This window comes from Xenorhabdus sp. KJ12.1, assembly GCF_963876495.1.
GTDB classification, from domain to species: Bacteria; Pseudomonadota; Gammaproteobacteria; order Enterobacterales; family Enterobacteriaceae; genus Xenorhabdus; species Xenorhabdus stockiae.
In genome coordinates, this window is the sequence record NZ_CAWNQH010000059.1 from 32485 (window position 1) to 52900 (window position 20416).

The 20416-nt window shown below is 42.4% G+C and carries 20 protein-coding genes and 1 pseudogene; 14 read left to right on the forward strand and 7 right to left on the reverse strand.

All coding sequences use genetic code 11. The annotated features are described in order from the left end of the window. The first annotated feature begins 218 nt into the window (after nucleotides 1-218). From AACS92_RS06545 to AACS92_RS06585, 9 genes and pseudogenes are all read left to right on the forward strand, one after another. Nucleotides 219-896, forward strand: a complete 678-nt coding sequence (locus AACS92_RS06545) for a hypothetical protein (RefSeq protein WP_153044774.1) — start codon at nucleotides 219-221, stop codon at nucleotides 894-896. A 125-nt stretch (nucleotides 897-1021) separates the two neighbouring features. Beyond that, nucleotides 1022-2167, forward strand: a complete 1146-nt coding sequence (locus AACS92_RS06550) for a phage major capsid protein (RefSeq protein ID WP_099110555.1) — start codon at nucleotides 1022-1024, stop codon at nucleotides 2165-2167. A gap of 18 nt (nucleotides 2168-2185) precedes the next feature. Continuing rightward, the gene (locus AACS92_RS06555) at nucleotides 2186-2734 is read left to right on the forward strand and encodes an HK97 family phage prohead protease (RefSeq protein ID WP_099110556.1); all 549 of its coding nucleotides are present in this window, start codon (nucleotides 2186-2188) and stop codon (nucleotides 2732-2734) included. A gap of 2 nt (nucleotides 2735-2736) precedes the next feature. Beyond that, nucleotides 2737-3954, forward strand: a complete 1218-nt coding sequence (locus AACS92_RS06560; protein WP_369800394.1) for a phage portal protein — start codon at nucleotides 2737-2739, stop codon at nucleotides 3952-3954. Further along, nucleotides 3951-4286: a phage head closure protein gene (locus tag AACS92_RS06565; RefSeq protein ID WP_099110559.1), complete on the forward strand. Its 336-nt coding sequence runs from the start codon at nucleotides 3951-3953 to the stop codon at nucleotides 4284-4286. The genes AACS92_RS06560 and AACS92_RS06565 overlap by 4 nt, the downstream gene beginning before the upstream one ends. Then, nucleotides 4283-4584: pseudogene (locus AACS92_RS06570) on the forward strand (head-tail connector protein). Before AACS92_RS06565 ends, AACS92_RS06570 begins: the two are co-directional and overlap by 4 nt. Next, nucleotides 4584-5009: an HNH endonuclease gene (locus AACS92_RS06575; protein ID WP_099110560.1), complete on the forward strand. Its 426-nt coding sequence runs from the start codon at nucleotides 4584-4586 to the stop codon at nucleotides 5007-5009. Before AACS92_RS06570 ends, AACS92_RS06575 begins: the two are co-directional and overlap by 1 nt. A gap of 118 nt (nucleotides 5010-5127) precedes the next feature. After that, nucleotides 5128-5481: a phage terminase small subunit P27 family gene (locus tag AACS92_RS06580; protein ID WP_047685603.1), complete on the forward strand. Its 354-nt coding sequence runs from the start codon at nucleotides 5128-5130 to the stop codon at nucleotides 5479-5481. Further along, on the forward strand, nucleotides 5478-7139 hold the full coding sequence (locus AACS92_RS06585; protein ID WP_099110562.1) for a terminase large subunit: 1662 nt from the start codon (nucleotides 5478-5480) through the stop codon (nucleotides 7137-7139). Before AACS92_RS06580 ends, AACS92_RS06585 begins: the two co-directional genes overlap by 4 nt. 242 nt (nucleotides 7140-7381) lie before the next feature. On the opposite strand, the gene AACS92_RS06590 is transcribed toward AACS92_RS06585, so the two are convergent. Both AACS92_RS06590 and AACS92_RS06595 read right to left on the reverse strand, forming a co-directional pair. Then, nucleotides 7382-7840 carry a hypothetical protein gene (locus AACS92_RS06590; protein WP_099110563.1) on the reverse strand — a complete coding sequence of 153 codons (459 nt, stop codon included), beginning with the start codon at nucleotides 7838-7840 and terminating at the stop codon, nucleotides 7382-7384. Then, nucleotides 7833-8744, reverse strand: coding sequence for an endonuclease/exonuclease/phosphatase family protein (locus AACS92_RS06595; protein WP_099110565.1), 912 nt, complete (start codon nucleotides 8742-8744; stop codon nucleotides 7833-7835). Before AACS92_RS06595 ends, AACS92_RS06590 begins: the two co-directional genes overlap by 8 nt. Nucleotides 8745-9417: 673 nt before the next feature. On the opposite strand from AACS92_RS06595, the gene AACS92_RS06600 reads away from it, so the two are divergent. From AACS92_RS06600 to AACS92_RS06620, 5 genes are all read left to right on the forward strand, one after another. Further along, on the forward strand, nucleotides 9418-9675 hold the full coding sequence (locus tag AACS92_RS06600) for a helix-turn-helix domain-containing protein (protein WP_099110566.1): 258 nt from the start codon (nucleotides 9418-9420) through the stop codon (nucleotides 9673-9675). 334 nt (nucleotides 9676-10009) lie between these two features. Beyond that, nucleotides 10010-10918 carry an oxygen-dependent coproporphyrinogen oxidase gene (hemF, locus tag AACS92_RS06605; RefSeq protein WP_099110568.1) on the forward strand — a complete coding sequence of 303 codons (909 nt, stop codon included), beginning with the start codon at nucleotides 10010-10012 and terminating at the stop codon, nucleotides 10916-10918. Nucleotides 10919-11233: 315 nt separating this feature from the next. Then, nucleotides 11234-12322: a M4 family metallopeptidase gene (locus AACS92_RS06610; protein ID WP_099110569.1), complete on the forward strand. Its 1089-nt coding sequence runs from the start codon at nucleotides 11234-11236 to the stop codon at nucleotides 12320-12322. A 206-nt stretch (nucleotides 12323-12528) separates the two neighbouring features. After that, complete coding sequence (locus AACS92_RS06615) at nucleotides 12529-13575, forward strand: M4 family metallopeptidase (protein ID WP_099110571.1); 1047 nt, start codon at nucleotides 12529-12531, stop codon at nucleotides 13573-13575. Nucleotides 13576-14087: 512 nt separating this feature from the next. Beyond that, nucleotides 14088-14285 carry a protealysin propeptide domain-containing protein gene (locus AACS92_RS06620; RefSeq protein ID WP_099110572.1) on the forward strand — a complete coding sequence of 66 codons (198 nt, stop codon included), beginning with the start codon at nucleotides 14088-14090 and terminating at the stop codon, nucleotides 14283-14285. Between the two features lie 112 nt (nucleotides 14286-14397). Here AACS92_RS06620 and der read toward each other — a convergent pair whose 3' ends face one another. The 5 genes from der to ispG form a co-directional block, all read right to left on the reverse strand. Continuing rightward, nucleotides 14398-15891, reverse strand: a complete 1494-nt coding sequence (gene der / locus AACS92_RS06625; RefSeq protein ID WP_099110573.1) for a ribosome biogenesis GTPase Der — start codon at nucleotides 15889-15891, stop codon at nucleotides 14398-14400. A gap of 173 nt (nucleotides 15892-16064) precedes the next feature. After that, nucleotides 16065-17237: an outer membrane protein assembly factor BamB gene (gene bamB, locus AACS92_RS06630; protein ID WP_099110575.1), complete on the reverse strand. Its 1173-nt coding sequence runs from the start codon at nucleotides 17235-17237 to the stop codon at nucleotides 16065-16067. A 14-nt stretch (nucleotides 17238-17251) separates the two neighbouring features. Further along, a complete protein-coding gene (locus AACS92_RS06635; protein WP_099110576.1) occupies nucleotides 17252-17872 on the reverse strand; it encodes a YfgM family protein in 621 nt (206 codons plus the stop codon). A gap of 11 nt (nucleotides 17873-17883) precedes the next feature. Beyond that, nucleotides 17884-19161: a histidine--tRNA ligase gene (gene hisS, locus AACS92_RS06640; protein ID WP_099110578.1), complete on the reverse strand. Its 1278-nt coding sequence runs from the start codon at nucleotides 19159-19161 to the stop codon at nucleotides 17884-17886. Between the two features lie 116 nt (nucleotides 19162-19277). Further along, entirely contained in the window at nucleotides 19278-20399 is a 1122-nt protein-coding gene (ispG, locus tag AACS92_RS06645) for a flavodoxin-dependent (E)-4-hydroxy-3-methylbut-2-enyl-diphosphate synthase (RefSeq protein ID WP_099110579.1), read from the reverse strand. Between the last annotated feature and the right edge of the window lie 17 nt (nucleotides 20400-20416).

The following is a 20416-nucleotide window of genomic DNA, read 5'->3' on the forward strand; positions in this document are numbered from 1 at the left end:
GTTAACTATTTGAAATATAATGAATATAGCTAAATATCCCGTTATCCCGTGAAAATCTACATAGATGTATATTTATTTACGTATAGTTAGGGGATTTATCCTATAATAATGTATTCGGTGTTTTACTTTTGGATGAAAATTAAATTGAGAGGATGTTTTATAAAGTTGGTCAGGTGTTAAATGCTTAAGAATAATTCACAGATTAACAATGAGGATTTATGATGGATTTTGCCAAAATTATGGAGCTAATATCTAGTCATGGACGGATGGGGTTTTTATTATTTGTTTTTATTTACTTACTATTTATTTTAACTATTGTAAATATACATAATACTTTATTGTATAAAACATTCGTTATTTTTAATCCAGAGAAAAAGTTACTGACAAAAATAAAATCTCTTCGAAGGATATCAAGAAATGATAAAATATCAGAAGATATAAGAGCATTGGCAAAAAATGAAGAAATTAGAACTTTAAATTCATTCTATTTAAAGTGTAATCTTAGTGTTGATGTTCAAAATGTTTGGGCGAAATTAATTTTATTTCATAAAAATAAAAATATTCCAATGGAATCATATAAAAAAGTTTATTCTTTATTTCCAGTAAAAAATTCGAGGTTAGAAAAAGAAATTGGCTTTTTTTATTTATTAAAAACATGGGTAATGACAATAATTCAAACTATATTATTCTTAGTATCAAGTTTTTTGGGAGCATTATCTCTAGCTGCTTCTTTAAACATTGTAGGTGGTGAGGGTAGTATGAAGTTAACGGTGTATTACTTTTCTTGCTTTATACTACTGGTAGTGTTTTCGGCTTTTTTCAGTTCAGAAAATCCAAATTATTTTACTTATAAAAAAGTCAAGGAGCTAATTAAAGAGTATAATCAAGCCCATTAAGTAAAATAATGTAATTTTTTTGTATTCATGTTTTCATATGCTTAGCCTTCATCTGGTGAGGGCTTTTTTATTATTTTTCATGTTGTTAAATATCTTTTACTGAAAAACTGGATATAAAAAACACCATGAAAAAACTACTCGAATTACGCCAACAGAAAGCCGATTTAACCCAACAAATGCGTTCGCTGCTGACCAAAGCCGAAAATGAAAAACGCTCACTCAATGCTGATGAAGCCAAACAGTTCGACGAGCTGCGCAGCCAGTCCGATAACCTGAATACGGAAATTGCCCGTTATGAGGCTTTATCTGATGCAGAACGCAATCAAGCAAAGACTCAGCCAACCAGTGAAACACTCAATAATGATGAACTGCGCCACTATATTCTGACGGGTGAAGCCCGTTCTCTGTCTACAGGCGTCCCCGCAGACGGCGGCTATACCGTTATCCCTGAGCTGAACAAACAAATCATGCAGCAACTGGCTGATGAGTCGGTCATGCGCCGGATCTGTACGATTAAGACAACACGCAGCAACGAGTATAAACAGCTTGTTTCGGTCGGGGGCGCAGCGGTTGCTCATGGGGAAGAAGGAAAAGTACGCAGTGAGACTGCCACGCCGAAGATGGAAGAAGTCAGCATCAAGCTGTTTCCTGTCTATGCCTACCCTAAAACCACGCAAGAGATTATCGATTTTAGTGATGTGGATATTTTAGGCTGGCTAACTGCTGAGATCGCAGATACTTTCGTTGATACCGAAGAAACAGATCTGGTTAGCGGTGACGGTAGCAAAAAAGCGAAAGGCTTTCTGTCTTATCCCCGTGATACCCAAGCTGACAAGGTACGTGCGTTCGGTACACTACAAAAGCTGGAAGCAACCAGTCTTGAAGCCGATAGCCTGATTGACCTGAAATTCTTGCTCAAAAACAAATACCGTAAAAATGCGGTGTGGGTGATGAACTCCACGACCGCCGCCAAAGTGCAAAAACTAAAAAACGGCAATGGCGATTACATCTGGCGCGAACGTCTGCAAGCGGGTGATCCTGATATGTTGCTGGGCTTGCCTGTCCACTATCTCGAATTTATGCCGGATAACATCATTGCGCTAGGTGACTTCAAACGCGGTTACTTCATCGCTGACCATCAAACGGGCATTCGTACTCGCCCCGACAATATCACCGAGCCGGGATTCTATAAGGTACACACCGATAAATATTTGGGCGGTGGGCTGGTGGACTCCAACGCAATCAAGGTGCTGGAAATCAAAGCCGCTTGATAATATTGGAGTTTATCGATGAAGAATGATTTTGAAATCCGTACCGCTTCATTATCTACCAATGATAAGAAATTGACCGGTTATGTGATTAAGTGGAACAGCCGATCACAAGTCTTGTGGGATGAATTTGTCGAACAGTTCGCCCCTAACGCCTTTAGCGCCAGTCTAGCGGCAAGTGCTGATATCAGAGCACTGTATGAGCATGATCATATGAACCTGTTAGGCCGCACTACGTCCGGTACATTGCAATTGAGTGAGGATGCCACCGGATTACGTTTCGAACTCACCCCGCCTGATACGCAGCTAGGACGCGATGTGCTGACACTGGTTGAGCGGGGTGATATTGCCGGAATGAGTTTTGGATTCAGAGCAATCAAAGATCAATGGGATACAAGTCAAGAGCCGTATATCAGAACAGTATTGGAAGCGGAACTACGAGAAATCACGATCACTAGCTTACCTGCTTATCCTGAAAGCGGCGTAGAGATTGCCAAACGTTCGCTAAATGCGGTGAAGCTCTGCAATGCGGATTTGTATCATTACTGGCTGCGACTGTCTGAGGTGTGATGATGTGGCCTTTTAAGCGAAATTCTCCAGAACGACGTAGCATGACGGTAGATGAATTTTTTTCTCTGGCAGGCATAACTAACACTAAATCGGGCGAACATGTTTCCCCCTCGACCGCCGAGGGTTTGCCCGCAGTAATGAATGCCGTCACCGTGATTAGTGAAGCTATTGCCACCATGCCCTGCTATCTTTATCGGGTTCAGCACCAGAACGGGAAAGAATCCCGCGAATGGTTGAGCGATCATCCGGTTGATTATTTGCTCAATGAATACCCGAACGACTGCCAGACCCCGTTTCAGTTTAAGCGAACCCTGATGCGTCATTGCCTGTTAAATGGCAATGCATATGCGGTCATCGTCTGGGGAAAAGACGGACAGCCACAATCATTACACCCTTACCCGCCGTCAGCGGTTGTACCGCAACGATTATCCGATCACCGCTTTGCTTATACCATTACCGAACCCTATAGCGGCAAAGTCAAAACCTATCTACAGGAAGAAGTGTTGCATTTGCGTTATGCCACCGAAGATGGCTTTTTGGGGCGCTCGCCTGTCACGATTTGCCGGGAAACGCTGGGTTTGGGGTTGGCGCAACAGCGCCACGGGGCAAGCATTATGAAAGAGGGCATGATGGCAGCAGGCGTGATTAAAGCCGCTGACTGGCTGGATGGCATCAAAGGGAATAAGGCACTGGAAGCCCTTGAACGCTATAAAGGCGCTCGCAATGCAGGCAAAACACCGATACTTGAAGGCGGGATGGAGTACCAGCAATTAGGCATGAGCAATCAGGATGCGGAGTGGCTGTCCTCCCGCCGTTTCACCATTGATGATATCGCCCGTATGTTCAACGTCAGTCCGATCTTTCTGCAAGAGTATTCGAACAGTACCTACAGTAACTTTAGCGAGGCTTCCCGTGCTTTTCTGACAATCACTATGCGCCCGTGGTTAGCCAATTTCGAGCAGCAAATCAAATTCGCTTTACTGATGAATTCACCAACAAAAGGCATTCGCTACCAAGTCGAATTCGACACAGCCGATCTGCTTCGCGCCAATCCGAAAGAACGCTTTCAGAGTTATGAAACCGCGATTAAATCCGGCGTGATGTGCCCGAATGAAGCCCGTGAACGCGAGGGATTATCACCCCGTACCGGTGGCGATGAATTCAGTCAGGCATGGAAGCAAACCGTGGAAATCAAACAAGACAAGGAGAGTAACGAATGAGAGCAGGTAGATTACGGCACCGGGTGACAATCCAAAAAAATGAAGCCAGTCGGGGTAAATTTGGTGAAGTGCTCAACAACTGGGTGGATTTAGCCACGGTCTGGGCAGAAGTCCAAGCCATTAGCGGGCGGGAGCTGGTGGCCTCCGGCGCGGTGTTCTCAGAAGCCACCGTGCGTATCTGGCTGCGTTATCGTGCTGATGTGACCACAGCGAACAGCATTACCTTTCACGGAGCGAACACGACGGGCACCGCTTTTAGCATTATGGCGGTCATCCCCGATGCGAAATACACCCGCCTAGAGTTGCTGTGCAAGGGAGGGATATTCCGATGAGCCAGATTGAAATTCCCCTGAGTGAAATCAAACAGCATTGCCGACTGGAGGAAGTTACACCCTTGATGATAGCTTATTAACAGACTATGCCGCCGCTGCGTTGGAAGTCTGCCAGCAACATATCGGTAAACGCTTTGGTAATAATCTGGCTTTTACCCCAGCGATTAAAGTCGGTTGCCTGCTCTATATCGGCTTGTTGTATGAAAATCGGGAAATGGTGACAGATGTTGAGCTGAAAGAAGTGCCTTTTACCATCAAATCACTGTGGTCTGTCTATCGTGATGTGGGGATCTACTGATGCCGTGGCAACCATTAAGGCGTTGTAGTTATCCGAGTTGTAAGCAACGGGTAAAGTCCGGTCGCTGTGAGGCACATCGGCGGGAACAGAACAGGCAGCGCGGCACCCGTACCGAACGTGGCTACAGTAACCGATGGAGCAGATACAGGTTGATGTATCTCAAAACGCATCCCTTATGTGTGCATTGCCTCAAGCAGAACAGTTACACACCAGCCACCATTGTGGATCACATCATCCCGATACAGGGTGAAGCGGATGTGCTGTTTTGGCCTGCCTTCAATCATCAAGCACTATGCCATGCCTGCCATAACCGTAAGACCGTCCAGACAGACCCCATCACCAAAGCCAAGCGCAAACAGGGAAGCTATCAGGAACAGGAAGCAGAAGCGGCACGGTTGGTTCACTTCGGAATAATAACAAACTGAAATAACGGGGTGGGGGTATCAAAAATGACAAATGCCCCTCTGAACGGAACCGCCCCCTCCTTCAATTTTTACGCACGGCAATTTTTTTGAAAATAAATCACAAGGAACAGAGAACATTATGGCAAGAGCACCGAAACCGCCTACTTATTTAAATGAGATTGCCGCCAGTCAATGGAAAGCCAAAGGCAAAATCTTAAGCGAGCGGGAAGACCTGAACGCCGCTGATTGGAACAATTTAGAACTCTACTGCGTTAACTATGCCATTTACCGAAAAGCGGTGGCAGACCTTGATATCAGGGGTTTTAGTATCGTCAACAGTCAGGGCAGCGAGAGCCGCAATCCGTCACTAAGTGCAAAGGCTGATGCAGAAAAAATCATGATAAAAATGTCCTCATTGCTGGGTTTTGATCCGGTATCACGGCGGAAAAATCCGGTGGAAACCGAAGAAGAGGACGAGCTAGACCGACTATGAACTCATGGGAACAATACGCTTTTGATATCGAAAATGGCACAATTCCGGCCTGTAAACGGGTAAAACAGGCCGTGAAACGCTATCTCAACGATCTGAATAACCCGCTTTATGTGTTTGATTCTGATGTAGTGGCACGATTTATTGCATTTTCCCGCTACTGTCCTCACGTCAAAGGCCATTTGCGGGGCAAACCCATTATGCTTGAACCGTGGCAGCAGTTCGCTTTTGCCAACTTGTTCGGCTTCAAAGTGAAGGCCACCGGTCGCCGGAAATACCGCAGTGCCTATATTCAGGTACCGCGCAAAAATGCTAAATCTACCGTTGCCGCGATACTGGCTAACTGGTTTCTGGTGATGGAGGACGGGCAGCAGGATATCTACACCGCCGCCGTGAGCCGTGATCAGGCGCGTATCGTGTTTGATGATGCCCGCCAGATGTGTCTGTTATCAAAACCGCTCAAAAAACGGGTGACTGTCCAACAACACAAAGTCACTTATGCAAAGAGCAACAGCCTGTTAAAACCATTGGCAGCCAAAGCCGCCACCATTGAAGGGACTAATCCCAGTCTGGCAATTGTCGATGAATATCATTTACACCCTGATAACGCGGTGTATTCTGCGCTTGAGTTGGGAATGGGCGCACGTCCCGAAGGCATTCTGTTTGCCATCACGACAGCAGGCAGTAACGTGATCTCAGCCTGTAAACAGCACTATGATTATTGTTGCCAGATACTGAGCGGAGAAGAACTGAACGAATCACTGTTTGCGTTGATCTACGAGCTGGACGACGAGAACGAAATTGATGATGAAACACTTTGGATCAAGGCTAACCCCAATCTCAATGTCTCGGTAGACAGTGACGCATTGCATGACACGATACAGAAAGCCCGCGGCATTCCCTCACAATGGACGGAAATGTTAACCAAACGCTTTAATATCTGGTGTCAGGGTGAAACACCGTGGATGGGCGAAGGCGCATGGAAAGCCTGCCAGACAGAATACGATGAAAACGACCTCAAAGGCTTGGAGTGCTACGCCGGACTGGATCTCTCTTCCACAGGCGATATCACCAGCGTCTGCTACATCTTCCCCGTGGATAACGAACTGTTATTACTGACCCGTCATTATTTACCGGAAGCCCAGCTACAGAACCCGGCCAATAAGAACCGGGCTGTTTATCGCCAATGGGTACAGGCAGGCTGGATACGCACCACGGTAGGTGATTGCATTGATTATGACCGTATCCGTGATGATATTCTCAAAGACAGCCAGCACTTTGATATCAAGCTGGTGGGCTTTGATACATGGAACGCCACACACCTACGTACTCAACTACAGGGTGCAGGGCTGGATGTTGAGCCGTTTCCGCAAACTTACATGCGCTTTAGCCCCGTGGCAAAATCTGCTGAGGTGTTTGTCAACCGTAAAGTCATTCGTCACAATGGTGATCCAGTGCTCGCGTGGGCGATGTCCAATGTGGTGATGGAAACGGACGCGAACGCCAATATCAAACCGAATAAGAAGAAATCTGCGAACAAGGTAGATCCGGCGATTGCGTTCCTGATGAGTTTTGGTACATGGCAGGCAGAGCATGAAGAATTTGCGTTTAGCTTAAATGAGGAACAACAGCAGCGACTGACTAGCTTTGATGGGGTTTAGATATATAATTGATTTTTTATTATTTTAGTCGCTGCTTTATCTGACGTGTTCTGTAGAAAAGTGCGACTAAATTTGATAGTCAGCTATGAGCGAATAGCTGACGTTGGTAGGTTAGACAATTACCACATAATTGAACAGGAGCTTTTGTAGTCATCAATTTTAGTTTAGGTTTAGGTAGAAATGCGCAGGACTGGTTATAGCCACATCCATTAGCAAATAACATTCAATCTAGTGCAAACTATTTATGTGGTTTGTCCTTTTTCAGAGAAAATTTCTAACTGTTTAAGAATAGCCTTACCTGTTTTAACATCACTGAGCAAAGTTGAAAACTCAGTAACTAGATCTTCTTTATTGTAGCAGTAAGCATCTCTATCATCATATTTTATAATGCAGGGATATCCATTCTCCGATATTTTCCATTCAACTAATGCTATTGGTTCTTTGTTGTCGGAATTGGTTATGCATAGCCCTTGGTATTCCACCACATCAAGATTGAATGCATCCACAAATACATTTGTCACTGTGCCTTTTTTGCGCAATTTCTTTGATAGATTCCAAACACCAAAATGAACTTTGCCATCGTAAGTTTCTTTAAGTTGTTTGTTAACCTCCATAATTAAATCATTTATCTCTTTTTTATTTGCAGCGGCAGCTTGCGCTGCTGCGACTCCCGTTGAAAATGATTGTCTAAAATCAGCCATTGTTGACCCTCTCTATTACTGATAAAATAGGTAAATGATCGAATTTTGATTTTGCATTGTTAATATATCCAATAAGCTTAGAATCACTGAACACCATTGTTTCGGTTTCGTTCAAATGCCAAGACTTACCGGCGATAAACTCGGAAGAAAACATCATTTGGTCAAATGTTTTCCATCTACTTGAATCATCATTTTTATAGTAGTATGTCCCACCGTGAATACTTGTTGTATTTGAATTAGGATGCAATGCCGCATACATCAGATGACGCCAGAATGGGTTGTATAAAAGCCCTGGACGCTTTTTTACCAATGCTATATCACGTGATGCACCCAAATGCTCTGTAATGCTTTCATTGAAAGGCTCTTCATTGAAATCACCTAAAACTATAACTTTATTTTTTTTACTATCAATACAGTCATGTATAGCTGTCTGGAGCAACATACCTAACTGGGCTTTTTTGGGAGAGTCAACATAGTCATATAGCCTACTTGACCAATGGGCTATAAATAAAACCAAGGCTTCAGTTGTTTCATTGATAACAAACTCAACCTTTTGACCAGCATAAATTGTTTTACCTGTCTGGTGAGGCCTGCTGACCAAACTAGACTCAACGAACTTAACGACTTGGATTCTATAAATTACGCAGATATCAAACTTTTTTTTCTTTTCTCTAAACGCACCATTATAGATACTAAATTCTTCGCCTAATACATCTGATATGTTATCAATATCCTCAGGAGTTACTTCACATAAACACATTATGTCTACCCATCTTTCATTGAGCAAATGAAACAAAATGGACGCAACATATGACTTATGTTCTTCTGTAGCCTGATTTTCCCTTGTTTTGGGTGACAGACTCGTATTCCACCATCCTAAGGTAATTCTTCCTGTTTTTTTCATAAAAAAATCATTAGCTTGAAGGAATTTATATTAATACTAATTTCAAGCAGGTCTTGCGTCAATGCTAGTTAAGTGATCAGACCAGAGTCTTAGAGAGTTGCAGCATTTTAGTAAAAATTTATTGGCATAGTACTGTCTCAACAACGTCCGCTTCACACCCTGAAACACTCGCCAAACTTTTTAATCTTTAAGCAAAGGCAAATTTCGATCTTTGAGTGCCAGTAAGTATTTTGCTTCGTCGTAATAGGTTCTTATTTTCCAATAACAGTAAATTACCCTGAATTACCTCACAGTGTAACTCTCAGGGTGTGAATGACTATATCTGGCACTGAGCTGACTGTCATATTTGCTTGAATCTAGAGTAGCAAAGGTATCAAATCTCATCTGGACAGCATATAACGTAAAAAGTTAAGCGTTTATACTGATTCGCTTATTGAGTCCGATAAACCAATCAGTTAAAGTAGCCCCGCCATTAGCAAAATCTAGTGGTCAGGGCTTCGCATCCCTGAGCTAAGAACACTGGTAGGAAGTTTCTACCAGTGACCTCGTTCACCCTTTCAATGGTGATTCAGGCAGGGGAGGCTTCGGCCTCACCGGAATCTTAGCCCGGTAATGCGAACCTTGCTTGAATCGCCACCATCAATTTTCTCAATTAATGGAAGGGGTAACAGGAATGAATAATGTTAAAAATGATTGGCATCAAGCCGACATTATCGCCGCATTACGTAAGCGTGGTACTACCTTAGCGGCTGTTTCTCGTGAATCTGGCCTTAGTTCATCTACACTGGCAAATACTCTTAGTAGACCGTGGCCGAAAGGCGAATGGATTATTGCTAACTATCTCGAAATACATCCCTCTGAAATCTGGCCGAGTCGCTATTTTGATTCGTATGGTGAATTGATTGAACGCAAGGTTCGGGATAAATCATAAAAATAGTAATCCACCACTTGAAAATCATCGGGAAGATAGCCGTGGGTATCTTCTCACTAGCAGTAACATTCGTAATTGTCCCTCCTAAAAACTTTCAGCGAGATAAACCGCAACTTCTTCACAAGATCAGAACGGTTAGCACATTAGCCTCGTTTTATTGAGCACAAATTCACTCTTATTCTTTCCTGTCTTTTCTTTTACACTGTTCTTATCTTATGTCTTGTTTATAGGTTTGTTCAGCGTTCTATGTATAAACAATTGCATAAACAAATAAAAACAATCTCGTTAAATAATTACAATTATTTAAACAATATCAAATGGTTATGCTTTAATTATGAATATAGCTAATATATCTCAAGTTAAGACTTTTTTCCTCTCATTACAGGACGAAATCTGTAAACAACTTGAACGTCTGGATGATCATTCCCATTTCATCGAAGAGTGCTGGCAACGGGAGGAAGGAGGTGGCGGACGCAGCCGTGTCTTAAAATCAGGTAAGGTTTTTGAGCAGGCAGGCGTGAACTTTTCCCATGTAACCGGAGATTCCCTGCCTTCGTCAGCAACAGCTCACCGCCCTGAACTGGCGGGGCGCAGCTATCAGGCAATGGGAGTTTCCCTTGTTATTCACCCCCAGAACCCTTATGTTCCAACCAGTCACGCTAATGTACGCTTTTTTGTTGCAGAAAAAGAAGGCGAGTCCCCCATCTGGTGGTTTGGTGGCGGGTTTGATCTCACTCCCTATTATGGCTTTAAAGAGGATGCCGTTCACTGGCACACTGTTGCCAGTACGTTATGCCAGCCATTTGGTGAGGATATTTATCCCACATATAAAAAGTGGTGTGATGATTATTTCTTTATTAAGCATCGTAATGAGCCTCGCGGTATTGGCGGGCTGTTTTATGATGATTTAAATAGCCCCGATTTTGATACTTGCTTCAATTTCACACAAGCTGTGGGTAATGGTTTCCTGTCAGCTTATCTACCTATTGTTGAAAGAAGAAAAGATATCGGCTGGGGAGAGCGGGAAAGGCAATTCCAATTATATCGCCGTGGTCGCTATGTTGAATTTAATTTAGTCTGGGATAGAGGAACATTGTTCGGTCTGCAAAGTGGCGGACGAACAGAATCTATACTGATGTCCATGCCTCCTTTAGTTCGCTGGGAGTATAATTATTCCCCTGAGCCAAATTCTTCCGAAGAAGAGCTCTATACATCATTTCTGATAAAAAAAGATTGGATATAAATAAATCCGAGAGTAGCCCAATAGTATAAATATGTATTGGGCTATTTATCACTACTCTAATCTAAATTTAAAATTTAATATACACATCGACTTTCAAGTTATCTCTTTGCTGGCTACGCATCTTGAGTTTAATTGCATATATTACAACCCTGATTTTATATCAATAGATTAATAAATTTATTGATAGCATTCCATTAACAATATTCTGTTATAAAAAGTCAATATTTACCCTAATGACTATCACTTTAATTATCGATAGTATGCAAATGGGCGCCCAAAACAATAAACATAGCACTGACAAAACAGGGGATAATTATGGACAGACAAGCAATTAATAGATGCAGTTTAATTCCTCCATTTGTCTTAGAACAAATATCCAATCACTGTGACGAGTGTACTAACCAATATGTATTAAAAACATTAGATCATGTTTATAATTTAATGAACATTACGGAATTTGAAGGTATTCCACAGCCGGAATATGAGATAAAACATGATGAAAAAATAAAATTACACAGAACTATTTATGATGCAGAACAGAAAGAAGAGTTCCCCGGAAAGAAATTAATCCGAAGTGAAGGTATGCCTGACAGCGACGATATTGCCATTAATGAAGCCTATGAGTACCTTGGAAAAACTCATGAGTTTTATAGTCAGGCTTTTGATCGCAATTCACTTGACAACCAAGGGCTGAAATTAGTTGCCACTGTTCATTATGGTAAAAATTACTTAAATGCTTTTTGGTCAAGAAAGCAAATGGTTTTCGGTGATGGCGATGGTCAGTTCTTCAATCGTTTTACCTCTGCTATTGATGTGGTAGCACACGAACTAACACATGGAGTTATTCAAAATGAAGTTAATCTCTACTATGCCTACCAGTCTGGTGCTCTGAATGAGTCTATTTCAGATGCATTTGGCATAATGGTAAAACAGTATGCCAATAATCAAAGAGCGGATGAATCCGACTGGTTACTGGGAAAAGGAATACTGGGTCCTCGTTTTAACCCAGAGAATAAACCTGATATTGCCTTACGCTCATTTATAAGGCCGGGTACAGCATTTTCCAACGATAGGCAGGTTGCTCATATGGATCAATATGAAGAGCTACCAATTACGCTGGATAATGGAGGAGTTCATATATATTCAGGGATCCCGAACAAAGCATTTTACTTACTTGCAATTGCACTGGGAGGTTATTCATGGGAGAGAGCTGGAAAAATCTGGTATGAAACTTTATTAGATAATCGTTTATCTTCATATGCCACTTTTGATGAGTTCGCTACATTAACTATTAAGAGTGCAGAAAGATTATTTGGCAAGAATATCGCCCACATTACCAAAGAGTGTTGGAAAGAAGTTGGCGTTCTTTTACCTAAAAAAACAGCAGAAAAAACATTAATATAGTATTATTCATCAACATTAAATTAATTTCATCTTAATCATATAATTAATATCAAATAGCCATTTTAGCTCTTTGTTATATTTATAGATTAATAAAAACAAAATAAGAAAAAAGCATTTAATTAGTAGAAAACCTTGTGACTTAGGCTAATAATTTAATTGGGATCCCAAAAAATACACAGCATCTAAAAATAAATCGGGGTATCACTATGTACAAAAATACGATACACAACATTATTCCTCCAAATTTATTCGAATATATTATTAAAAATTGCGATGAAAATGATAAGGCTCCAATATTAAAAGCTTTAAATCATACTTATAATTTAATGAATTATTATGCTGGCATGGGAAGTTCATCACTGATATATAATCCAGGAGATAATGAGAATCTGGATAGAATAATATATGATGCCGAAAATACAGATAAGTATCCAGGTATAAAAACAGTACGGACTGAAGACTCCTCTGAAAGTAAGGATATTTGTGTTGATGAAGCCTATGAACATCTTGGTATAACTTATCAATTCTATAAAGAAATTTTTGGCCGTAACTCAATTGATAATAAAGGACTTAAGTTAGTCGCTACAGTACATTATCTTGAAAATTATGCAAATGCGTTTTGGGCAGACAACCAGATGGTTTTTGGTGACGGTATGAAGTCGTATCTTAATCGCTTCACATCCTGTATTGATGTTACCGCCCATGAAATGACACACGGTGTCACTCAATATGAAGCAAATCTGGACTATGCCTATCAAGCAGGTGCTCTCAACGAGTCTATTTCAGATGTATTCGGTATTATGGTGAAACAATTTTCGAATAATCAGAAAGCAGGCGAATCTGACTGGCTGATTGGTCAGGGGATCTTCGGGCCAAAAATGAACCCTAATAATGATCCAAATCTTGCCCTGCGTTCGTTCAAGGAGCCGGGAGCTGCGTATTCAGATGATGATCAAATAGGTCATATGGATCAGTATGAAGATCTTCCTTTTTCAAATGACAACGGCGGAGTTCATAAATATTCAGGCATTCCAAATAGAGCATTCTACCTGTTAGCAACAGCTTTAGGAGGGTATTCATGGGAGCAAGCAGGTAAAATCTGGTACAGCACTTTGACAGATAATAATCTGTCTAACAAAGCAAATTTTGATGATTTTGCTAAATTAACGGTAAGTAATGCCTGCAAGCTCTTTGGTAAAAATGTTTCAAATCTTGTCACTGATGCATGGCATCAAGTGGGTGTCCTGCGCTGACGATAAAATAATATTTTTGGCACAGGGGTTAGGAAAACCCCTGTTGTTATCGTCATATTTATTTCTATATTCTTTTTTATCAGGCTATGATTTTTTCTAATCAAATCAGTTTTATCTTAATTAAATTCTTCAACCACATGAATTCCCAATAATATAAGATCAGCTGTGGTTCTGAAAATTTATTTTCTTATTACATATATAATTAACAAAATAAATGAATAAAAAAATTTACATTTTTAGTAGTGACTGATTTAATTATTTTGACTAACATTTAGACTAGCAAGGTATGTTATATCCAACGAGTTTCAATGTGTATCACGGCGGCAAAGGAATGATAAAGGCTGGTTTCCGATGGAACACAAAAGCCGCTCATTAATCTCTGGAATCATAGCGCATCGTATATTTATAAAAACGGTGAGTGGAGTGCGTGAGTGTAGCCAGCAAAGAAGCACTTGAAAAACGGAGGATATTATATAGATACCAGGCTCACACACTAACAAATTGGGTATATTATGTGCAACACAACAAATCAACGCTGTATAGTCCCGCCCCATTTGCTGGAGTATATTGCAAAGCACTGCGATGAAAAAGATAAGGAGTATGTGCTAAAAACATTGCATGATGTTAATAAGTTAATGAAAAAATCAGCCCAAAATTCTCCGTTACAAAAAAAAGATATAACTAAAATTGATAAAGAAAAAAGTAATTAATCATTCGATATTAAGAAGTATAACCCAGAAGGTAATCAATTCAATTATTCAATTGTTAATAGTCTTAAACAAAAATAAAGAGCTATAAATAGCTCTTTATTTTTTTGATTAATTAACGCTTTTTCAAATGTTCCATCAAACGCTTACGTTTACGCAACTGTGTTGCCGTTAATGTATTTTTCTTACCCGCATACGGGTTAGCCCCTTCTTTAAACTGAATACGAATAGGTGTACCCATCACTTTTAAAGAACGGCGGAAATAATTCATTAAGTAGCGCTTATACGAATCAGGCAAACCTGTTACCTGATTGCCGTGAATAACAACGATTGGCGGATTATATCCTCCGGCATGAGCATATTTCATTTTAACTCTGCGCCCGCGTATTATTGGTGGCTGATGATCATCTTCGGCCATACGCATAATACGGGTAAGCATGGACGTATTCACACGACGGGTCGCACTTTCATAAGCTTCCAGAATAGAATCAAACAGATTCCCTACTCCGCTGCCATGCAAAGCAGAAATAAAGTGGACACGGGCAAAATCAACAAACCCCAGACGTAAGTCCAGCATATCCTTAACATGATCACGATCTTCCTGAGTCATGCCATCCCATTTATTCACCGCGATGACTAAGGAGCGGCCGCTGTTAAGAATAAAGCCCAACAGGGAAAGATCCTGATCCGAAATGCCTTCACGAGCATCAACCACCAGCATAACGACGTTCGCATCTTCAATTGCCTGAAGTGTTTTGATAACAGAGAATTTCTCTACCGTTTCTGTCACCTTGCCACGCTTACGAACTCCCGCTGTGTCAATCAGCACATATTCACGGCCATCACGCTCCATCGGAATATAGATGCTGTCACGAGTTGTACCCGGCATATCGAAGACAACAACGCGCTCTTCACCCAAAATACGGTTAGTCAGTGTGGACTTACCCACATTTGGACGCCCGACGATTGCTAACTTCAATGGCAGTGTTGTCGGATCGAAATCATCTTCCTGCTCAGCTTCTTCGACAGCGTCTTGTTCAGCCTGTTCTAACTCAGCCCAGTAAGCAGCGTTAGCTTCTTCTTCCGTTAATTCAATTTCCTCTGCACCTTCCTCGTCTGCATAGAAAGGCAACAGTGCGTGCTCAATCAATTGTGTTACGCCACGCCCATGAGAAGCAGCGATAGAATGTATATCCCCCAATCCCAGAGAATAAAATTCAGCAACAGATGTATCAATATCGATACCGTCAGTCTTATTTGCGACTAAAAACGACGATTTTTCACGACTGCGTAAATGCTTTGCAATCGCATGATCCGCAGGCATCAACCCGGATCTGGCATCAACCATAAACAGGACAATGTCTGCTTCTTCGATTGCCATCAAAGATTGCGTAGCCATATGTGTTTCTACGCCCTCTTCTGTTCCGTCAATACCACCGGTATCAACGATAATAAATTCTTTCCCTTCAACTTCCGCACGTCCATATTTACGGTCGCGGGTTAAACCGGGAAAATCCGCGACCAATGCATCTCTGGTACGGGTTAAGCGGTTAAATAAAGTAGACTTTCCGACATTGGGGCGCCCAACCAGCGCAACGACAGGTATCATTTTTGATGCCTCATGACTAAATGTAAATCGATATCCCGCAAAAAAAGAGGCGCTTGAAGTTCGTTCACAACAAAATCTTCTTCTCATAACTGCAAGATACTAAAAAGACGACACGGCTCCTGTCATTACAGGAGCCGTGTTCGGATAAAACGCATTAAAATATTTACTGTATATCAGCGTGTATACAGGTAAACTTTACCATTCCTTGCCTGCACCATCAGTTTATCACTGGCGATAACCGGACGGCTTAATAAGCCTGAGCTATCAACCTTATGCTGAGCCATAAACTGACCATCTTCCATATTCAGCCAGTGCAGATAACCTTCTCCATCCCCCACAACCAGATAGCCGTTATACATTTCCGGGGCTGTCAGATTACGGTGCAACAAATCGTTCTGGGACCAAATGGTTACCCCATCACTTTTACGCAGGGATAAAATACGATCATCCTGATCTACAACAAAAATATTGTTGTCAGTCACAACCATATCATTGACGGAACCAAGATCACGTTTCCAGATTATCTGACCAGAACGCATATCCATTGCAACCAGATTGCCATTATAGGCAATGGCATAAATGACATTATCAGAAATGACCGGTGTCATATCAACATCATTCAGACGATCAATTTCCGTTGCGCCAGTGACCTGAGAGATACGCTGTTGCCAAATAAGTTGCCCCTGTGAAAGCAGCACAGCACTGACACGACCATTATCACCACCGACAATCGCAGCGCCATATGCCACAGCGGGTGCTGATTCGCCACGGACAGACAATGGCGGTGTATCCATATTGATGGACCAGGCGATAGAGCCATCATTCTCATTCAATGCCTGTAACATCCCATTACCGGTATGAATCAGGATAAGGTTATCACTTAACACCGGACGGGATAACGCTTCACCAGCAACCTGAGTTTCCCACTCAACTTTGCCGGTTGTAGCATCTAATGCGATCACTTTGGCTTTCTCTGTGCCAACATACAGACGATCACCTGATATCGTCAAACCACCAGACAATAACGCAGGCAAACGTGACGATAGAAAGCCTGTTTTCTCTGACAAATCGGTAGACCACAACTCTTTGCCGCTATCTATATCAAATGCTTTGATAATACCATTACGATCGGCAACATATACAGCAGAGCCTTGCCATGCAGGTGATAAGTGAGAGTAGTAATGACCAACTCCACTTCCAACTGACTTATCCCACACCACATGAGGATTGAATTGGTTTTCAACCTTTGGCAACGGGGACATTATGACTGTATCCTGTTCACTTGAGCAACCCGCCAGCAGAACAGAAGCAACCAGCCCAACCAGAAGTGTTTTACGCAGTTGCATTAGAGTTGGCTCCCTTAGTTGGATAAATTATCTAGTTTAACTTGCATTTTCTCTTTCAAAGCCTGAGCTCCCTGAGATTCCAACCCTCTGGAGTATGCTTCACGCGCACCTGCTATATCGCCTTTCTTCGCCAGAATATCACCCCTGATATTCTCAGTGATGATTTGCCATCCTTTGCTTTTTACCTGCTCCAGCGTTTTTAATGCTGCATCAGTTTTATCTTCTGCTAACTGAATGCGGGCCAGACGAATATCAGACAAAGCCTGCATATCCTGATCTTTAGCTTTACCTGAAGCAGTCAGTAAATATTTCTCTGCCTGCGCCAAATCATTCTTATCAACCGAATGTTTTGCCAGTTCCATATCTGCCATCACACCGTAGATATTATTCGTTTCGTTAGCGAATTTCTCTGCGGCCGAGATACCTTCTTTCGAACCTGATGCTAATGACTGGTTCATTTGCTCAAATGCTGTTGCAGTATCTTGTAACTGATTTGTTTGATGAGATTGCCAGTAACGCCAGCCAATAATTGCCCCAATCCCCAGTACTAAGCCAACAGCAATATATTTACCGTTGTTAACGAAAAAACGCTTTATTGCATCAACTTGTTCAGTTTCAGTGGTATAGACTTCCACAGAGTCTCTCCTTAGCCTAACAGTTCGCTCAAACGTGCTGCGATCGTTTGTTGTGGTAATGTTTGTTGCTCACCATTACGTAAATCTTTCACAGTGACATTACCTGTACTAATTTCATCTTCCCCTAAGAGCAGGGCAATTTTGGCACCGTGCTTACCCGCACGCCCCAGTTGTTTCTTAAAGTTACCGCCACCGTGATTGGTCATCAGGCGTAATTCCGGTAATTCATCACGGATTTTCTCTGCCAGAATCAGTGCTGCCTGTTGACTGCCTTCCCCGAAGGAAGAAAGGTAAACATCTGCAACAATGAGGTCTGCAACAAATTCAGGGTTCACTTCCTGAACTAACAGGATCATGCGCTCCATGCCCATGGCAAAGCCGACCGCAGGTGTTGATTTCCCACCCAGTTGCTCAACCAGACCATCATAACGCCCACCGGCACAGACCGTACCCTGTGCACCCAAAGCAGAAGTGACCCATTCAAAAACGGTGCGGTTATAATAGTCAAGACCACGCACCAGACGCTGGTTGATACGATACTGAATACCCGCAGCATCCAGATTCCGGCACAGTCCGTCAAAGTGTTCTTTTGATTCTGCATCAAGATAATCAAACAAAGCCGGAGCATCGTTAAGAAGTGCCTGAACCTCCGGATTTTTAGAATCCAGTACGCGCAATGGGTTAGTATACATGCGACGCAGACAATCTTCGTCCAATTTATCTTTATGCTGCTCAAGGAAGGCAACCAGAGCATCACGATAGTTTGCCCGTGCTTCCAGAGAACCGATGGAATTCAATTCTAGTGTCACATGCTCAGCAATGCCCAATTCCCGCCACCAGCGCGCAGTCATCAGGATCATTTCAGCATCAATATCCGGCCCCTGAAGACCAAACACTTCTGCACCCAATTGATGAAACTGACGATAACGGCCTTTTTGCGGGCGCTCATAACGGAACATCTGACCGATGTACCATAAACGCTGTTCCTGATTGTACAGCAGACCATGTTCGATACCGGCACGAACACAACCAGCAGTGTTTTCCGGGCGCAGGGTCAGGCTTTCTCCGTTGCGGTCATTAAATGTATACATTTCTTTTTCGACCACATCAGTCACTTCCCCGATAGCTCGCTTGAATAACGGGGTCTGCTCTACAACCGGTGTTCTGATTTCACTGAAGCCATAACCAGCCAGCACACGTTTTATTGTAGACTCAACACGTTGCCAAATCGCTGTTTCAGCAGGAAGGCAATCGTTCATGCCACGAATAGCCGAAATGTTTTTTGCCATGTTTTATCTCTTATTAATATTTTTACAATAGAGTCGATTATAAAAGCGAATATTCTCAAGGTTCAATCAGCAAACAAAATAATACCGACTCAAATAACATGAGCCGGTATTGAATTTTACTTTTCGAGCTGATTAATACTGATCCGTTTACTGGCATCAAGGATCGCAGCCTTGGCCCGGATTTTCGCTTCAAGCTGGTCAATCAAATCATTATTATCGAGACGTTCTTTCTGACGGACGCCATCTTCATAAAAACCACTTTTTGTTTTTGCGCCGGTCACGCCCAATGTAGAAACTTCAGCTTCTCCGGGACCATTGACAACACAGCCGATGATGGAAACATCCATCGGAGTGATCAGATCTTCAAGGCGTTGTTCAAGCGCATTGACTGTCCCGATAACGTCAAATTCCTGACGTGAGCAGGTCGGGCAGGCAATGAAATTGATACCTCTGGAACGAATGCGCAGTGCTTTCAGAATATCGAAGCCAACTTTAACCTCTTCTACCGGATCTGCCGCCAGAGAGATACGCAAAGTGTCCCCAATACCTTCGGATAACAGCATTCCTAAACCGATTGAAGATTTCACCGCACCAGCACGGGCACCGCCTGCTTCGGTAATGCCTAAATGAAGCGGCTGATCAATTTTCTGAGCCAGCAAACGATAGGCACCTACAGCAAGAAAGACGTCAGATGCTTTGACACTAACCTTGAACTGATCAAAGTTAAGACGGTCAAGAATATCCACATGGCGCATAGCCGATTCCACCAAGGCTTCTGGTGTCGGTTCTCCGTATTTTTCCTGTAAATCTTTTTCCAAAGAGCCGCCATTAACCCCAATACGGATTGGTATATTATGATGGCGGGCGCAATCTACAACCTGACGGATCCGCTCTTCATTACCAATATTCCCGGGATTAATACGCAAACAGTCAACACCGTATTCGGCAACTTTTAACGCGATACGGTAATCAAAATGGATATCGGCAACTAACGGGACATTGACTTGCTGCTTGATGAGTTTAAAGGCTTCCGCCGCATCCATGGTTGGCACCGAAACACGGACAATATCAACACCTACACGCTCCAACGATTTGATCTGATTAACAGTCGCTTCAACATCTGTTGTCCGTGTGTTCGTCATTGACTGCACCGCAATAGGTGCATTATCTCCAATAGGTACATTACCGACATAGATACGTGTGGATTTACGTCTTGTTATCGGTGATTCATTATGCATTTTTACATTACTCCCCT

Excerpts from the sequence above, each read along its gene's own strand:
- AACS92_RS06600 (WP_099110566.1), top strand. The coding sequence starts at position 9,418 with ATGAATAATGTTAAAAATGATTGGCATCAAGCCGACATTATCGCCGCA.
- der (WP_099110573.1), bottom strand. The coding sequence starts at position 15,891 with ATGATACCTGTCGTTGCGCTGGTTGGGCGCCCCAATGTCGGAAAGTCT.
- AACS92_RS06595 (WP_099110565.1), bottom strand. The coding sequence starts at position 8,744 with ATGAAAAAAACAGGAAGAATTACCTTAGGATGGTGGAATACGAGTCTG.
- AACS92_RS06560 (WP_369800394.1), top strand. The coding sequence starts at position 2,737 with ATGTGGCCTTTTAAGCGAAATTCTCCAGAACGACGTAGCATGACGGTA.
- bamB (WP_099110575.1), bottom strand. The coding sequence starts at position 17,237 with ATGCAACTGCGTAAAACACTTCTGGTTGGGCTGGTTGCTTCTGTTCTG.
- AACS92_RS06610 (WP_099110569.1), top strand. The coding sequence starts at position 11,234 with ATGGACAGACAAGCAATTAATAGATGCAGTTTAATTCCTCCATTTGTC.
- AACS92_RS06620 (WP_099110572.1), top strand. The coding sequence starts at position 14,088 with ATGTGCAACACAACAAATCAACGCTGTATAGTCCCGCCCCATTTGCTG.
- AACS92_RS06565 (WP_099110559.1), top strand. The coding sequence starts at position 3,951 with ATGAGAGCAGGTAGATTACGGCACCGGGTGACAATCCAAAAAAATGAA.
- AACS92_RS06545 (WP_153044774.1), top strand. The coding sequence starts at position 219 with ATGATGGATTTTGCCAAAATTATGGAGCTAATATCTAGTCATGGACGG.
- AACS92_RS06555 (WP_099110556.1), top strand. The coding sequence starts at position 2,186 with ATGAAGAATGATTTTGAAATCCGTACCGCTTCATTATCTACCAATGAT.
- ispG (WP_099110579.1), bottom strand. The coding sequence starts at position 20,399 with ATGCATAATGAATCACCGATAACAAGACGTAAATCCACACGTATCTAT.
- AACS92_RS06580 (WP_047685603.1), top strand. The coding sequence starts at position 5,128 with ATGGCAAGAGCACCGAAACCGCCTACTTATTTAAATGAGATTGCCGCC.
- AACS92_RS06615 (WP_099110571.1), top strand. The coding sequence starts at position 12,529 with ATGTACAAAAATACGATACACAACATTATTCCTCCAAATTTATTCGAA.
- hemF (WP_099110568.1), top strand. The coding sequence starts at position 10,010 with ATGAATATAGCTAATATATCTCAAGTTAAGACTTTTTTCCTCTCATTA.
- AACS92_RS06575 (WP_099110560.1), top strand. The coding sequence starts at position 4,584 with ATGCCGTGGCAACCATTAAGGCGTTGTAGTTATCCGAGTTGTAAGCAA.
- AACS92_RS06550 (WP_099110555.1), top strand. The coding sequence starts at position 1,022 with ATGAAAAAACTACTCGAATTACGCCAACAGAAAGCCGATTTAACCCAA.
- AACS92_RS06590 (WP_099110563.1), bottom strand. The coding sequence starts at position 7,840 with ATGGCTGATTTTAGACAATCATTTTCAACGGGAGTCGCAGCAGCGCAA.
- AACS92_RS06585 (WP_099110562.1), top strand. The coding sequence starts at position 5,478 with ATGAACTCATGGGAACAATACGCTTTTGATATCGAAAATGGCACAATT.
- hisS (WP_099110578.1), bottom strand. The coding sequence starts at position 19,161 with ATGGCAAAAAACATTTCGGCTATTCGTGGCATGAACGATTGCCTTCCT.